This is a genomic window from Cupriavidus gilardii, assembly GCF_013314895.1.
Taxonomy (GTDB): domain Bacteria; phylum Pseudomonadota; class Gammaproteobacteria; order Burkholderiales; family Burkholderiaceae; genus Cupriavidus; species Cupriavidus gilardii_C.
This window is the reverse complement of sequence record NZ_JABTYE010000004.1, coordinates 233,602-249,352: the sequence shown is the minus strand read 5'-3', so window position 1 is coordinate 249,352 and position 15,751 is coordinate 233,602. Positions and strand designations below refer to the sequence as shown.

The window sequence follows — 15,751 nt, the reverse complement described above, 5'->3', positions numbered from 1 at the left end:
CAAATCATGCTGCCAAGATTCTTCATTCATCGCCCCAACTTCGCCTGGGTGCTGGCCATCTTCATCGTCCTGGCCGGATTGCTGGCGATGCCGTCGCTGCCCGTCTCGCAATATCCGACGGTTGCGCCGCCGCAGATCGCGATTACCGCGATCTACCCCGGCGCCTCGGCAACCACGCTGGTCGACTCGGTGACCAGCGTCATCGAGGAAGAGCTGAACGGCGCCAAGGGCATGCTGTACTACGACTCGTCCAGCAGCTCCGCCGGCCTCGCCGAAATCACCGTCACGTTCGCGCCGGGCGTCAACCCGGACCTCGCCCAGGTCGATGTGCAGAACCGCATCAAGCAGGCCGAAGCGCGGCTGCCGGCCGCGGTCACGCGGCAGGGCCTGCGTACCGAGCAGGTCAGCGCGGGCTTCCTGATGGTCTACGCGATCAACTTCAAGGGAGACGGTGCCGGCAAGGACATGGTCACGCTCGCCGACTATGCGGCGCGACGGATCAACAACGAGATCCGGCGCGTGCCGGGCGTCGGCAAGGTGCAGTTCTTCGGGGCCGAAGCAGCGATGCGGGTGTGGATCGACCCGCAGAAGCTGCTTGGCTACGGGCTGTCGGTGGCCGATGTCAACGCGGCGATCGCCGCGCAGAACGTGCAGGTGCCGGCCGGCAGCTTCGGCAGCCGGCCCGGCAGCGCCGAGCAGGAGCTGAGCGCGACCATCGCCGTCAAGGGCATGCTGACCACCACCGAGGAGTTCGGTGCCATCGTGCTGCGTGCCAATCCGGATGGTTCGAAGGTGACGCTGGCCGATGTCGCGCGCCTCGAAGTGGGCCTGCAGGACTACAACTTCGACATGACGACCAGCGGCAAGCCGGCGGTCGGCGCGGCGGTGCAACTGCGTCCCGGCGCCAACGCGCTCGAGACCGCGCGCGCCGTCAAGGCCCGGCTCGACGAGCTGTCGAAGTCCTTCCCCGACGATATCGAGTATTCGATTCCGTACGACACCTCGCGCTTCGTCGAAGTCGCCATCGAGAAGGTCATCCACACGCTGCTCGAAGCGGTGGTGCTGGTGTTCCTCGTGATGCTGCTGTTTCTGCAGAACCTGCGCTACACGCTGATTCCGACCATCGTGGTGCCGGTGTGCCTGGCCGGCACGCTGGCCGTGATGTATGCGCTCGGCTTCTCGGTCAACATGATGACGATGTTCGGCATGGTGCTGGCGATCGGCATCCTGGTCGACGACGCGATCGTCGTGGTCGAGAACGTCGAGCGCATCATGGCCGAGGAAGGTCTCGGTCCGGTCGAGGCAACCGCCAAGGCGATGAGCCAGGTGTCGGGCGCGATCGTCGGCATCACGCTGGTGCTGGCGGCGGTGTTCTTTCCGCTCGCGTTCATGTCCGGATCGGTGGGCGTGATCTACCGGCAGTTCTCGCTGTCGCTGGCCGTCTCGATCCTCTTTTCGGGCTTCCTTGCGCTGACGCTGACGCCGGCGCTTTGCGCCACGCTGCTCAAGCCGATTCCGGCGGGGCATCACGAGGAGAAGCGCGGCTTCTTCGGCTGGTTCAACCGCAAGTTCGGCCGCCTGACCGAGCGCTTCACCGCATTGAACGGGAAGCTGCTGCGCCGCGCCGGCCGCTGCATGGTCGTCTACGGCATGGTGGTCGCGGTGCTGGCCCTGCTGTACACGCGGCTGCCCGAGTCCTTCGTGCCGACCGAGGACCAGGGCTACTTCGTGGTCGACGTGCAATTGCCGCCGGGCGCGACTTATCAGCGCACCGAGGCCGTCGTCAAGGAACTGGAGAGCTGGCTGCTCGAGCGCAAGGCGATGGAGTCGACCACGATGGTGCTGGGATTCAGCTTCTCGGGCAGCGGCCAGAACGCGGCGCTTGGCTTTCCGACCTTGACCGACTGGTCCGAGCGAGGCAGCGGCCAGCATGCCAGCGACGAGGTGGCGGCCTTCAACGCGAAATTTGCCGGCATGAAGGCGGCCCGCGTGATGGCGGTCGATCCGCCGCCGATCGAAGGGCTGGGCAACGCCAGCGGCTTCGCGCTGCGGCTGCAGGATCGCGGTGGCCTGGGGCGTGCCGCCCTGATCGCGGCACGCGACGCGCTGCTCGCCAAGGCGAACGCCTCGCCGGTGCTCGCTTACGCGATGATGGAAGGCCTGGAGGACGCGCCGCAACTGCGTCTCGATATCGATCGGGACAAGGCCGAAGCGCTGGGCGTCGGCTTCGAGGCGATCAACACCGCGCTCTCCAGCGCCTATGGCTCGGCCACCGTGGCCGACTTCGCCAACGTCGGCCGACTGCAGCGGGTGGTAGTGCAGGCCGACGTGCGCGACCGCATGACGCCCGAGGCGTTGCTGTCGCTGAACGTACCGAACGCACGCGGCGAACAGGTGCCGCTGAGCGCGTTTGCCACGCCCGAATGGGAAATCGGCCCGGTGCAGGTGTCCCGCTACAACGGCTATCCGACCATCAAGATCATCGGCGACGCCGCGCCCGGTTTCAGCACCGGCGAGGCCATGGCGGAGATCGAACGCATTGTCGCCACGCTGCCGGCGGGTATCGGCTACGAATGGACGGGGCTGTCGTATCAGGAGCGCCAGGCCGGCGCGCAGGCACCGCTGCTGCTGGCGCTGTCGTTCCTGGTGGTCTTCCTGCTGCTGGTCGCGCTGTACGAGAGCTGGGCGATCGCCGGTGCCGTGATGCTGATCGTGCCGATCGGCGCGCTGGGGTCGGTGCTGGCGGTCAATGCGGTGGGCATGCCGAACGACGTCTATTTCAAGGTGGGCCTGATCACGATCATCGGTCTGGCGGCGAAGAACGCGATCCTGATCGTCGAATTCGCCAAGTCGTTGCGGGAACAGGGCATGCCGCTGATCGACGCCGCGCTGGAGGCGAGCCGGCTGCGGTTCCGCCCGATCGTGATGACGTCGATGGCCTTCATTCTGGGCGTCGTGCCGCTGGCCATTGCCACCGGCGCCGGTGCGGCCAGCCAGCGTGCCATCGGCACCGGCGTCATCGGCGGCATGCTGACGGCGACCACGCTCGGGGTGGTCTTCGCACCGGTGTTTTTCGTCTGGGTGCTGTCGCGCTTCAAGCGATACCGGGACAACGCGCGCCCCATCACGCCGACAGCGGCCACGACGACGGAGGGCGCACAATGAAATCGATTCGATCCCGAACGATGCTGCCGCGCGTACTTCCTTGTCTGCTGCTGAGCCTGGGCGCAGTGCTTGCGGGCTGCTCGCTGGCGCCGGTCTATCAGCGACCCGTGGCGCCGGTCCCGACGCAATGGACCGCCGGCCCGCCTGCGTCCGACGACATGCAGGCCACGCCTTCATCGGCCGCCGTACTGCAATGGGAGCGTTTTATCGTCGACGACAAGCTGCGCGAGCTCGTCGCGCTCGCGCTCGACAACAATCGCGACCTCCGGCAGGCCGTGCTGAACATCGAGGCGGCACGGGCGATGTACCGCGTGCAACGCGCCGATCGCGTGCCGGGTCTGCAGGCAGAAGGCGGGGGTACGCGGCAGCGGGTCGCGGAGGATCTGCGTCAGCCGGGCATGTCGTCGGTCCAGCAATCGGTGCAGGCCGGTATCGCCGTGCCGTCGTTCGAACTCGATCTGTTCGGCCGCGTGCGCAACCTGTCAGAAGCGGCGCTGCGCGAGTACCTGGCAACCGAGGAGGCCGCGCGCAGTGCCCGCATCAGCCTGATCGCCGAGGTCATACAGGCCTATCTGGCGCGAGACAGCGCCCAGCGGCGCCATCTGCTGACCATGCAGACGCTGCAGGCGCGCGAGTCGTCGCTGCGTCTGATCGCGCAGCGCCGCCAGGCCGGCACCGCGACCGCGCTCGATTTCCACGAAGCAAGCGGCCTGACCGATCAGGCGCGTGCCGATCTGGAGCGCACCGATCGCGAGTTCCGCCAGGCCACCAATGCCCTCGCACTGCTGGTCGGCGTGCCGGACGTTGGCGCGCGCTTGCCGCAGACCCCGCGCGACGACGTGCTGCTGGTGCAGGAGCTGGCGCCCGGCACGCCTTCGGAACTGCTGATTCATCGCCCGGACATCCTCGCGGCGGAACAGCGGCTGCGCGGGCGGCATGCCGACATCGGCGCGGCGCGCGCCGCGTTCTTCCCGCGCATTGCCTTGACCGGCATGTTCGGCAGCGCGAGCGGCGAGCTGTCCAATCTGTTCGGCGCGGGTCAGACGGTATGGGCGTTCGCCCCGCAACTGACGCTGCCGATCTTCTCCGGGGGCCGCAATGTCGCGAACCTCGATCTGGCCCATGCGCGCAAGGACATCGCCGTGGCCAACTACGAGAAGACGATCCAGACTGCATTCCGCGAAGTATCGGACGCGCTCGCCGCCACCGATACGTTGCGGCGCGAGGAGATCGCGCGTCGTGCGGTGGCGCAGACCAGCGAACAGACGCTGCGCTTGTCCGAGGCGCGCTATCGCGCCGGCGTCGATGACCATCTTCGCTACCTCGAGGCGCAGCGCAGCCACTATTCCGCGCAAACCGCGCTGATCGACGTGGCGGCGCAGCGGCAGGCCGCGCTGGCTTCGCTGTTCCGTGCGCTTGGAGGAGGGTGGTCGGCGGAAAGCCCGGCCGCCGCCAGGACGCTTCCGGCGGCGGGCAGTTCACCGATATAGGGCGGCGTTGCCCCTCGATGGGGAATGGCGGGCCCATGAAGGGACGGCAAGTTGGCCAGTTGGCGCTACAAGGCGGGCCTTAAGGTTTTCTTTTGACCCGACAAATAAAGTCTTAATTTTCTTTATTTGTGAGCGCAATTATGATCGGCCGACCATCAGGAGGAGAACCCGTCATGCCCGCCGTCCGTAATGCCGTCCGCCGCCGTACCCTGCTTGCCCTTGGCGCGCTGTGCGTCGCCCCTTCGCTGACGTTTGCCGCGGACAAGTACCCTTCGAAGCCGATCCGCATGGTCGTGGCATTTGCCGCGGGCGGGGCCAACGACACCATCGCCCGCATCCTCGCCAAGGAATTGCAGCAGAGCATGGGCCAGTCCGTCGTGGTGGAAAACCGCGGCGGCGCGGGCGGCTTGATCGGCTCCGACATGGTGGCCAAGGCGACGCCGGACGGCTACACGTTGCTGCTCGGCAGCGCCGGCGCGCAGACCATCATGCCGGCGCTGACCCGCAAGATGCCCTACGATCCGCGCACCGGCCTCGCGCCGGTATCGCTGGTCGCCGAGGCGGCGAATGTGCTGATGGTCAGGAGCGGACTGCCGGTCAATAACGTCAAGGAATTGCTGGCCGCTGCCAGGCAGAAGCCGGGTGCCTATACCTACGGCTCCTCCGGCAACGGCACCACGCTGCATGTCTCCGGCGCGCTGATGGAGAAGCTGGCCGGCATCGACCTGCTGCACATCCCGTACAAGGGCAACGGTCCGGCGATGAACGACCTCTACGCGGGCAATGTCGACATGGTGTTCGGCTCGGTGCCGGTCGCCATGGCCGCACTGAAGACCGGCAAGGCCAAAATCCTGGCCGTCACCACGAGGAAGCGCGTTCCTTCGCTGCCGAACGTGCCGACGATGGCCGAAGCCGGCGTGCCGGGCTACGACTTCTCCAGCTGGTATGGGCTCTTTACGACCGGCGGCACCGACCCCGCCATCGTCGAACAATTGGCGCGCGCAACCGCCAAGGCGCTTGCCAGGCCGGATGTGGTCGCGGCGCTGGCGCAGCAGGGCGTCGAACCGGAGGCCAGCACGCCGGCGGCGTTCCGGGCACGCATCAACGACGAGCTGGTGCGCTGGGAGAAGGACATCAAGACGATGAAGATCGCTGCGGAGTAATCGCGGTTGCTTCGCCTCGGCCCATCAGGAGTGCCGCAGTCCCCTCGGCTCGCTTTCCGTGTCCTGGAAATCGGGCGCTTCACGCGGCCACCCGCCTTTGCGGGTCAGGAACGGCGCCGAGACGGCATCCTGGAAGAGAATCAGGCAAGCATCGCAGACCAATAGGTATTCGCGCCTTCCGCGGGGCAGCCGACAATGCTTCGGTCAGACAACATCATGACCGAGGAGCCTGTCATGCCAGTTCGCCATCGCTTCGCCTTCCTTGCCCGCCTTCGTTCCGTCGACCCCGCCCTGGTACTGGCCGCCGTCTACGTCAGCGCGACCTTCGGCGCTGCGTACGCGCAGGGGGTGGCAGGCAACGAGCCCGCGCAACGCACGCCGCGCGAGCGTGGCAACGCCACTATGGACAAACTTTCCGGCGGTGCGGGCCAGCCGGTGCTGAACGCATTGCGCAAGGACTTTCCGCCGCTGGCGGATGCGATCGTCGACTACTCGCTGGGCGATGTCTGGTCCCGGCCCGGGTTGGACGACCGCACGCGCCAGCTTGCCGCCGTGGCGGCCTTCGCGGCGCAGGGGCACACGCAGGTGCTGAAGATCCACGCCGGCTACGCGCTGCGGCTGGGCGTGACGCCCGAAGAATTGAAAGAGGTGGTCTACCTGACCACCGTGACCGCGGGATTTCCGCGCGCCATCGATGCGGCCAATGCGGTGCGCGAGGTACTGCAGGCCACGGGTCAGGGCAATGCCGGTGCGGCGCCACACTGAGCGGTATCGCCGCGGCTGGGTACTTGGTCGGGCCTGGACGCGCGGGGTCGCTCCCGGCCGGTTCCACGCAAGCAAGCGATTCGTTGACTATTCGCAAGGGGACTATTCGCAAGGGCCATGCCAATCGGCGCGTCATGTCCTCGATTGGTCCATGCGTGCACCGGACCCTCTGCAGCGCGAAAAGCGCTGTCACCTGCGGAGCCGCTGGTACATGGCCATCAGCGGCGTGGCGGTCGATCCGTGCAGCGCGATCGACACGACGACCGTGCACAAGGTGATCTGCAGCAGCAGGTCGGCGTGCGCCATATCGGGTGCATGAACCAGCGAATAGGCCAGGTAGTACAGCGAGCCGATGCCTCGGATGCCGAACCATGCGGTGAGCCGTCGTTGCGCCGGCCGCAAGCCCATGCCGGCCGTGGAGAGATAGACCGAGAGCGGCCGGATCAACAGGATGAGCAGCAGGGCGCAGCCCAGCGCGGGAACGCTGAAGGTCGCCCGTGTCAGCATGGCGCCGATCAGCAGGGTGACGCATAGCTCGGCCAGACGCTCCACGTCGAGGGAGAACTCGGATACGGTTTGCGTCAGATACGCCGCGGCCTTGTGCTCGTGTGTGGCAACCTGTTCGAGGCCCTTGACGGGAAGGGTGCCGAGCACTTCGTCCGGCGGGGTGTTGGGGTTTTCGTCGCGTTCGACCTGACGCATTGCCACGCCCGCCGCAAACACCGCCAAAAAGCCATAGGTGCTCACCGACAATGCGGCGCCATAGGACACGCCGATCAGACCCAGCGTGAAGAAGCTCTCGAGCCCGACAGCCTCATGGAAGCGCATGCGCAAGGCCAGGATCGTCTTGCTGGCCAGCAAGCCAAGCGCGGCGCCGATGCCAAGGCCCCCGACGGTTGCCCAGATCAGGTCCACGGCAATCCATCGCGTCAAGCCGGGGCCCAGCTCGTGATAGCCAAGCAGGCCCAGGCCCAGCATCACGAAGGGAAATGCCGTGCCATCGTTCAGGCCGCCTTCCCCGGTCAGACTCAGTCGAACGATGTCCCGGTCTTCGGTGTCCGCCATTTGTACGTCGGACGCAAGCACCGGATCGGTGGGCGCAAGGATGGCGCCGGCCAGGATTGCCGCCCCGAGCGGCAGGCCGAGCCAACCGACTCCGACCGCGCATATCCCCGCGATGGTGAGCAGCATCGCCACGCTGGCAAGCTGGACCGGCAAGCGCCATATCCGATACGACATGCGGACGCGCAAGCGCAGCCCAACGCCGAACAGCGAGATCAGCACGGCAATTTCGGTGATGATCTCGAGCGCAGCAACGTGGCTCGGATTGTGGACATCGAGCGCGATCAGGCCGGCGCCAACGGGCCCGAGCGCCACGCCGAACAGCAGGTACAGCGCGGAGGGCGCAATGGGCATCCGTTTCACGACCGAGCCGATGAGGCCCATCGTCACCATCAGTCCGCCAATCACCAACGCCCAGATCGCAAACACACGGATCTCCTTGCCAAGCCGCTTCGCGGACTTCAGGAGTAGGGAGCCCCGGTATTGCTGTGTCGGGAACCGGGGGAACCCCGCAGCGGCAGCCCATCCCGAGTTTCGCCCTGGCGGAGGCGGGTGCAGCATTACGGGCCCGCCGCGGGCAATCATACCCGCGTCCGTCGCCCTTTGTTCGTTTCCACGTACTGCAGAACCTGGCTACGGCGAGATGATTTCAGAGCGGGCCGTTTGCCTTGCGCGGCAAGGCAGGGGCGAGGATGGGCGAAGCAATGCGGGGCTCAGGCGCTGCGGGCAATTCGATACGGACCCGAAGTCCGCGCCCATCCGGCCCGTCTTCCAGCAGCACCTGTCCGCCATGCGCTTCGCAAATCTGCCGCACGATCGCCAGGCCCAGGCCACTGCCTGGCTGACGCAGGTCCCCGAGGCGCACGAATCGTTCGAAGGCCTTGTCCCGCAACGGCGGGGCAATGCCTACGCCGCTGTCGTCGATCAGCACCAGGTGTGTGGTGGCCCCGGCAATCACCGTCACTTCCACCCGTCCTCCGGCCGGCGTGTATTGCACGGCGTTGTCCAGCACATTGGCCAGCATCTCGCGCAGCGTACCTTCGTCGCCGTTGACGTAGGCGTGCACCTCGTCGCGGGCGCTCAGGCCGAAATCCAGCTGCCGCTCGCGCGCCGCGAGATACCACTCGGCCGACACCGCCCGGCACAACGCCGTCAGGTCGAGCCGATGCAACGCAGCCCCCGGCGCAGCATGCGGCGGCTGGGCATCGGTACGTGCCAACGCCAGCAGCTGGTTGGTCAGCCGGATGGTTCGGTCAATCGCGTCTCTGATCTCGCGCCATTCCGGCTTGGCCTGATACGTACGCACGGCGTGGTCTGCCTGCGTTCTGACCAGCGCAAGCGCGGTGCGCAACTGATGCGAGGCGTCGTCGAGAAACTGGGATTGCCGCGACACCATGCTGCGCAGACTGGCCAGATAGCTGTTCAACGACGCCAGCAGCGGATGAATTTCCCGCGGCAGCTCGGGAACATCGATGGGGTCCAGACTGGCGGTGTCGCGCGCGCGTAGCGTGTCCTCGATATTCTTTAGCGGCCGAAGTGCGACGTGTACCGCCAGCGCGATCAGCGCAATCGAGGCGGCAATCAGCAGCGCCTGCTGCCACAGCGTGGTCGCCAGCAGCCGCATTGCCATGTCGTCGCGCATTTCGAGCGTTTCGCCCACCTCGACCAGGGCCATGCCGCCATCGGGGGCGTCGGCCACCGGTTGCCACAACGCTGCGACGCGCAGCGGCGTGCCGAGATAGTCGGTGTTGTAGAAATGCACGAGGGCAGGGTAGTGGTCGCTGCGCGGCACCTCCTTCGGCATGGCGGGCAGGTCGCGGTCACCGGAGACAAAACGCCCGGCCGGATCTCGCACCCGATAGAAAATGCGGCCCCGAATATCGACCTGGAAGGTGTCCAGCGCCACGTAAGGAACGTCGACGACGAGCCTGTCATTGCGATAGTCCAGCCGTTCGGCGATGGCGCGGGCGGACGCCAACAGCGTGCGGTCATGAGCCTGGTTGGCTTCGGACAAGGCGGTGCGATACGACGTGAAAGCGGTAAAGATACCTACCGCGACGAGCGGGATAGTCAGGCGCCAAAGCAGACGCCGGCGCAAGCTGTGCCGGCTCTCACTCGCTGCCATGGTTTGCTTCGAGCAGGTAGCCGATGCCCCGGACGGCGGTGATGGTCGTTCTGCTATTGCGCAGCTTCTTGCGTACTCGCGAGATATAGAGTTCGATGGCCTCGGGATTGACTTCGTCATCCAGCGAGAACACTCGCCCGAGCAAGCTTTCGCGCGTCACCACGCGGCCGGGGCGAATGAACAACGCCTCCAGCACCGCATGCTCTCGCCGGGACAGCATCAGCGGCTCATCGCGTAGCAGAAAGGCGCGCTCAACCGAGTCGAAGGCGAGGTCGCCGAAGCGCGTCATCGGTTGGCCACCATGGGTACGTCTCAGCTGGGCCTTGATACGCGCGATCAATTCGCCGAGGTCGAAAGGCTTGGCGATATAGTCGTCGGCGCCCAGGTCCAGGCCCTTGATGCGGTCAGCGACCTCGGTACGCGCCGTCAGGATCAGGATAGGCGCCACGACACCGCGGGCTCTGGCCATGCGCAGGACCTCCAGGCCGTCGATGCCAGGCAATGACAGATCGAGCAGGATCAGACCATAAGGTTGGTTCTGCAGCATCGCCAGCGCAGTTTCGCCATCGGGGACATGACCAATATCGAAACCGTCCGTCCGCAGGGATTTCACCATCCAGGCTGCGAGATCCTGGTGGTCTTCGATCAGCAATAAACGCATGGAATAGGGTAAACGCTAGGCCGTGACAGTCGCAATGACAGGCTCGCGACAGCATCGGGCTCTACGATACGGCCAATCGCGCGGAAGTCAATTCGTGTTCGCGCGCCATAACAACGACCGGACCAGGAGACGTCATGACCGCCATTCCCATGCTTGTTGCCACCGTGCTCACGACCGGATTGATGCTTTCGTCCGGCGCGCAAGCTCAGCCATCGCGCCCCGAATGCATTGCACCGGCCAAGCCCGGAGGCGGTTTTGATCTGACCTGCAAATTGGCACAAACCGCGCTGCAGGACGGCGGCCAGCTGAAGGCGCCGATGCGGGTCACCTATATGCCGGGCGGCATCGGCGCGGTGGCCTATAACGCCGTCGTCGCGCAGCGGCCGGCCGATGGGCAGGCCATCGTCGCGTTCTCGAGCGGGTCGCTGTTGAACCTGGCGCATGGCAAGTTCGGCAAGTACGGCCCGGACGACGTCAAGTGGCTGGCTGCGATCGGCACCGACTACGGCATGGTCGCGGTCGCAGCCAACTCGCCGTACAAGACGCTGAAAGACCTGATGGCCGCGATGAAGGCCGATCCGCAGAAGGTGGTGTTCGGTGCCGGCGGTTCGGTCGGCAGCCAGGACTGGATGAAGGCGGCGCTGGTGGCAAAGCAGGCTGGCGTCGAGCATCGCGCGATGCGCTACGTCGCCTTCGAGGGCGGCGGCGAGGCCATCACCGCCTTGCTCGGCAACCATGTGCAGGTCGTGCCTGGCGACATTGGCGAAGCCGCGGGCATGCTGGACGCCGGCAAGATTCGCGTGCTCGCGGTGCTGTCCGACAAGCGCCTGCCCGGCAAGCTGTCGGGAATTCCGACCGCGAAAGAGCAGGGCTTCGATGTCCAATGGCCCATCGTGCGCGGCTTCTATATGGGGCCGAAGGTGTCGGATGCCGATTTCCAATGGTGGAGCGCCGCGTTCCGGAACTTGCTGGCGTCCCGCCAGTTCAGCGAGGCGCTCGACTCCCGGGGCCTCTTTCCGTTCGCCAAGACCGGACCGGAACTGGACGGCTACGTAAAGGCCGAAGTCGCCCGCTATCAGACCCTGGCGCGTGAATTCGGCCTGATGAAGTAGGCCAGTCGCCCCCTCTGCGCCGGGCGCATGGGCGGCCCGGCATCTCCCTGGTGGCCGCGTTCGCGGCCCCTTCCTATACGCCGAGACATCGATGAATAGTGATCGCGTTTTCGCCATCGCGTGGCTGCTGCTGAGCGCCGCCGCCGCGTGGGTGGCAACCGGCTTCACCGCCGAGTTCAGTTACGAGCCGGTTGGCCCGCGGGCGTTTCCGCTGCTGCTGTGCGTGCTGATGGCACTTTGCAGCGTCTGGCTGCTGCTCTTCCCCGGGCCGAGGGTGGCCTGGCCCGAGCGCCGCGGCGTCATCCGGCTCGCCATCATGGTGCTGGCGCTGCTGGTGTATGCGCTGGTGTTCCAGTCGCTTGGCTTCGCCATTGCCACCGCCTTGCTGACGATCGTGCTGGGCCGGCTGTTCGGCGGCGGCTGGCGGGCCTGCGTGGCGACGGGGGCAGTCATGGGTACGAGCCTGTTCTTCCTGTTCGATCGCTGGCTGGAAGTCACGCTGCCGATCGGCTCGCTGATCGAGGGCCTGCTATGAACGCGTTCGAACATCTGCTGCATGGCTTCGGCATTGCGTCGCAATGGTCGAACCTGCTGGTGGCCGCCATCGGCGCCTTTATCGGAACGCTGGTCGGCATGCTGCCGGGGCTGGGCCCAATCAACGGCGTCGCCATTCTGCTGCCGCTGGCTTATGCGATGAAGCTGCCGCCGGAGACCGCTCTGATTCTTCTCGCCGCGGTCTATATGGGATGCGAGTACGGCGGTCGCATTTCGTCGATTCTGCTCAATGTGCCGGGCGACGCCGGTGCCATCATGACGGCGATCGACGGCTATCCGATGGCGCGCAAAGGACTGGCCGGCGTCGCGCTTTCCATTTCGGCGTGGAGCTCGTTCGTCGGTTCGGTGATTGCCACCATCGGCCTGGTGATATTTGCGCCTGTGCTGGCCGATTGGGCGGTTGCCTTTGGCCCCGCCGAATACTGCGCGCTGATGGTGTTTGCTATCGCCTGCCTCGCCGGCATGGTGGGCGACAAGCCGGTGCGCACCCTGCTGGCGGCGTTGATCGGGTTGACGCTGGCCACCGTCGGGGTGGATGCCAATAGCGGCGTGTACCGCTTTACCTTCGACAATGTGCACCTGTCCGATGGCATCCAGTTCATCGTGGTGGTGATCGGCTTCTTTTCGGTCAGCGAGCTGATGCTGATGCTGATGCTGGAGCAGCATACCGAGACCGGGCAGCAACTAGTCAAGAACACCGGCCGCATGATGTTCAACGCCCGTGAAGCCGCGCAGACCTGGTGGTGCACGGTACGCTCGTCGGTCATCGGCTTCTTCGTCGGCGTGCTGCCGGGCGCAGGCGCGACCATTGCCAGCGCGATCACGTATATGACCGAGAAGCGCATCTACGGCACTAACGGTACCTTCGGTCATGGCGATATTCGCGGCGTGGCGGCACCCGAGGCGGCCAACAACGCCTCGGCGACCGGCTCCTTCGTGCCGATGCTGACTCTGGGCGTGCCGGGCTCGGGTACGACGGCGGTGATGATGGGCGCGCTGACCCTGTACAACATCACGCCCGGTCCGATGCTGTTTACGCAGCAGCCGGATATCGTCTGGGGCCTGATCGCGTCGCTGTTTATCGGCAACGTGATGCTGCTGGTGCTGAACATCCCGCTGGTCAATCTGTTCTCGCGGGCGCTTTCCACACCGATGTGGATGCTGGTGCCAGCCATCGCTGCCATCAGCGCAATCGGCGTCTACGCCGTGCATGCCACCACCTTCGATCTGGTGCTGATGACGGCGCTCGGCGTATTCGGCTACATCCTGCGCAAGATGGATTTCCCGATGTCCGCGCTAATCCTCGGTTTTGTTCTGGGCGAAATGCTGGAACAGAACCTGCGCCGCGCGCTGTCCATCTCGAATGGCGAGGTGGCGGTGTTGTGGTCGAGCCCGATTTCGGCCGGCTTGCTGGCGGCGTCGATCACGATGCTGATTGCACCGTTTCTTGTCCGGCGGTTGCGCGGTGTACGCCGGCAAGCGGCGTGAGGCCCGGAACATTTCAGAGGAGGTGGCCATGCCAACTCGGAATGCCCGACAAGTAACGGGCGAGGTTGAAAGGCGATGGCATGGACGCCGCGCCTGGTGCGGGACTGCGTAGGCGCCGCGCATCCACGCATGACGGACGCTGGCGATGTCATCACCGGCGCGGCCTGCGGCGCTCGGCGCCAACCGGCGTATCGGCGTACGTTTGCACCACGAATGATCCATCGGGGTACTGGTTGCAGATGAACTCCACAAAGGCCCGCACTTTGGGACTTTGCAGGCGTCGAGACGTGTGCAGAACCCACAGTTCGACCTCGTCGCCGGCCGTGCCCCAGGACACCAGTTCGCCGTTTTCCAGCAGGCTTCCGATGATGGACTGCGGCAGCATGGCCACCCCGGCGCCGGCGGCCACGGCATCGCGAACGGTCAGCAGCGAGGACAGCCGCAGCACAGGTAGTGGTTCGATCGTGAGCCCGCCATCCCGGACGGACCAGATGTCACCGTCTCGATAGTTCGGCATCACGACAGCCGGTACTCGAAACGTCTTATCTCTGGGCCCCTTCGGCATTGGAACAGACGGGGCCGCGGCGAGGACCAGTCGGTCCCTGGCGAAACACCTGCCTACCAGTGCGCTGTCCTTACGCGGGTTGATGCGGATGGCGACGTCGAAATGCTCCTCGACGAGATTGGCGAGACGGTCCTCGGACACGACTTCAATCTGGACTTCGGGGTGGGCCGCCTGAAACGCAGCGGCGAGCCGCCCGAGCGCGACCTGAGAAAACAGCAGCGGTGCCGCGATACGCAGGCGGCCTCTCGGAGCGGCAAGGCCATCCCGCGCCGCCGCGACCGCTTCGGCAACCTCGCGCAGCGGTCCCTCGACTCTAGCCAGCAGCAACTGGCCGGCTTCGGTCAGTTCCAGGCTGCGGTCGCCGCGCTCGATGAGTCGAATGCCCAGGGCTTCTTCAAGATCGGCCACACGCCGCGACAGCGTCGCCTTGGAGCGGCCGCTGGCACGGCTGGCTCTTCCAAAGCCGCTGTGAGCGGCTACCAGCTGGAAATCCTCGAGGGCATTCAGGTCCATGGTGTCTCATATTCGGAACGGGTTGTCTGCATTTTAGAGTCTTTGTTCTGCATGTGAAACGCATTATGGTTGCTTCATACGCACCAACAACCGCACCCCAACCCGCAACCAAGGGAATCACCATGACCATTCTCGTTACCGGCGCCACCGGCACGGTCGGCCGCCAAGTCGTCGAACAACTCGTCAAGCGCGGAGCCGATATCCGCGCGCTCGTCCGCGATCCCTCCAAGGCAAATTTCCCGGCGGGCGTCGACGTGGTCCGAGGCGATCTGCTCGACGTCGACTCGGTGCGCAGCGCCTTCTCCGGCGTCTCGACGCTCTTTCTGCTCAACGCGGTAGTGGCGGACGAATTCACCCAGGCGTTGATCGCGCTCAACGTCGCGCGCGAGGCCGGCATCCAGCGGATCGTCTATCTGTCGGTGATCCACAGCGACCTTTATCCGAACGTGCCGCACTTTGCCGGCAAGTATGGCGTCGAACGCATGATCGAGCAGATGGGGCTCAATGCCACGATCCTGCGTCCTGCCTACTTCATGGACAACGACCTCACCATCAAGGACGTGGTGACCGGATACGGCGTCTATCCGATGCCGATCGGCAGCAAGGGCCTGGCGATGATCGACACACGGGACATTGGCGAGGTCGCGGCCATCGAACTGCTGCGCCGGGAACGTTCGGCAATGCCGCTGCCACTGGACCGGATCAACCTGGTCGGCCCCGACACGCTGACCGGCGTGGATGTTGCCGCGATCTGGACCGAGGTACTTGGCCGCAGGATCGCCTATCCGGGCGACGACACCGCCGCGTTCGAGCAGAACCTGCGGCAGTTCATGCCGAACTGGATGGCCTTCGACATGCGCCTGATGAGCGAGCGTTTCATCACCGAGGGAATGATCCCCGAGGCCGGCGACGTCGAACGGCTGACCGCGCTGCTGGGTCGACCGCTTCATTCCTATCGCGAATTTGCCACGCAGGTCGCGGCATCGGCATGAGGCCAGGTCAATGCGTACCTTGACCCGAGGCAGCGCGGCACCGCACGCTAGTCCATAACCCGTGCTATATTGGAAAACGATCAATTCCAAATTGA

General features: G+C 65.5%; 12 protein-coding genes. 8 read left to right on the top strand and 4 right to left on the bottom strand.

The window, feature by feature from the left end; translation table 11 throughout:
* The first annotated feature begins 9 nt into the window (after window positions 1–9).
* The 4 genes from HTY53_RS05885 to HTY53_RS05870 all read left to right on the top strand — a co-directional run bounded on the left by HTY53_RS05885 (window position 10) and on the right by HTY53_RS05870 (window position 6,583).
* Window positions 10–3,165, top strand: coding sequence for an efflux RND transporter permease subunit (locus tag HTY53_RS05885; protein ID WP_174105587.1), 3,156 nt, complete (start codon window positions 10–12; stop codon window positions 3,163–3,165).
* On the top strand, window positions 3,162–4,655 hold the full coding sequence (locus HTY53_RS05880) for an efflux transporter outer membrane subunit (RefSeq protein WP_302480469.1): 1,494 nt from the start codon (window positions 3,162–3,164) through the stop codon (window positions 4,653–4,655). Before HTY53_RS05885 ends, HTY53_RS05880 begins: the two co-directional genes overlap by 4 nt.
* A 173-nt stretch (window positions 4,656–4,828) precedes the next feature.
* Window positions 4,829–5,818, top strand: coding sequence for a Bug family tripartite tricarboxylate transporter substrate binding protein (locus HTY53_RS05875; protein ID WP_174105515.1), 990 nt, complete (start codon window positions 4,829–4,831; stop codon window positions 5,816–5,818).
* A gap of 234 nt (window positions 5,819–6,052) precedes the next feature.
* The gene (locus tag HTY53_RS05870; RefSeq protein ID WP_174105514.1) at window positions 6,053–6,583 is read left to right on the top strand and encodes a carboxymuconolactone decarboxylase family protein; all 531 of its coding nucleotides are present in this window, start codon (window positions 6,053–6,055) and stop codon (window positions 6,581–6,583) included.
* 189 nt (window positions 6,584–6,772) lie between these two features.
* Here HTY53_RS05870 and HTY53_RS05865 read toward each other — a convergent pair whose 3' ends face one another.
* From HTY53_RS05865 to HTY53_RS05855, 3 genes are all read right to left on the bottom strand, one after another.
* On the bottom strand, window positions 6,773–8,074 hold the full coding sequence (locus HTY53_RS05865; protein ID WP_238508913.1) for a cation:proton antiporter: 1,302 nt from the start codon (window positions 8,072–8,074) through the stop codon (window positions 6,773–6,775).
* A gap of 220 nt (window positions 8,075–8,294) precedes the next feature.
* Window positions 8,295–9,770, bottom strand: coding sequence for a sensor histidine kinase (locus HTY53_RS05860; protein WP_174105513.1), 1,476 nt, complete (start codon window positions 9,768–9,770; stop codon window positions 8,295–8,297).
* Complete coding sequence (locus HTY53_RS05855; protein WP_174105512.1) at window positions 9,757–10,431, bottom strand: response regulator; 675 nt, start codon at window positions 10,429–10,431, stop codon at window positions 9,757–9,759. Before HTY53_RS05855 ends, HTY53_RS05860 begins: the two co-directional genes overlap by 14 nt.
* Window positions 10,432–10,565: 134 nt before the next feature.
* Between HTY53_RS05855 and HTY53_RS05850 the strand changes: the two genes are divergently transcribed.
* The 3 genes from HTY53_RS05850 (at window position 10,566) to HTY53_RS05840 (ending at window position 13,586) form a co-directional block, all read left to right on the top strand.
* Window positions 10,566–11,543, top strand: coding sequence for a Bug family tripartite tricarboxylate transporter substrate binding protein (locus HTY53_RS05850; protein WP_174105511.1), 978 nt, complete (start codon window positions 10,566–10,568; stop codon window positions 11,541–11,543).
* 91 nt (window positions 11,544–11,634) lie between these two features.
* A complete protein-coding gene (locus HTY53_RS05845; RefSeq protein ID WP_174105510.1) occupies window positions 11,635–12,078 on the top strand; it encodes a tripartite tricarboxylate transporter TctB family protein in 444 nt (147 codons plus the stop codon).
* Window positions 12,075–13,586, top strand: a complete 1,512-nt coding sequence (locus HTY53_RS05840) for a tripartite tricarboxylate transporter permease (protein ID WP_174105509.1) — start codon at window positions 12,075–12,077, stop codon at window positions 13,584–13,586. The genes HTY53_RS05845 and HTY53_RS05840 overlap by 4 nt, the downstream gene beginning before the upstream one ends.
* A gap of 151 nt (window positions 13,587–13,737) precedes the next feature.
* On the opposite strand, the gene HTY53_RS05835 is transcribed toward HTY53_RS05840, so the two are convergent.
* Window positions 13,738–14,664, bottom strand: a complete 927-nt coding sequence (locus HTY53_RS05835; protein ID WP_174105508.1) for a LysR family transcriptional regulator — start codon at window positions 14,662–14,664, stop codon at window positions 13,738–13,740.
* 122 nt (window positions 14,665–14,786) lie between these two features.
* Between HTY53_RS05835 and HTY53_RS05830 the strand changes: the two genes are divergently transcribed.
* Window positions 14,787–15,656 carry an NmrA/HSCARG family protein gene (locus HTY53_RS05830; protein ID WP_174105507.1) on the top strand — a complete coding sequence of 290 codons (870 nt, stop codon included), beginning with the start codon at window positions 14,787–14,789 and terminating at the stop codon, window positions 15,654–15,656.
* The last annotated feature ends 95 nt before the right edge of the window (window positions 15,657–15,751 follow it).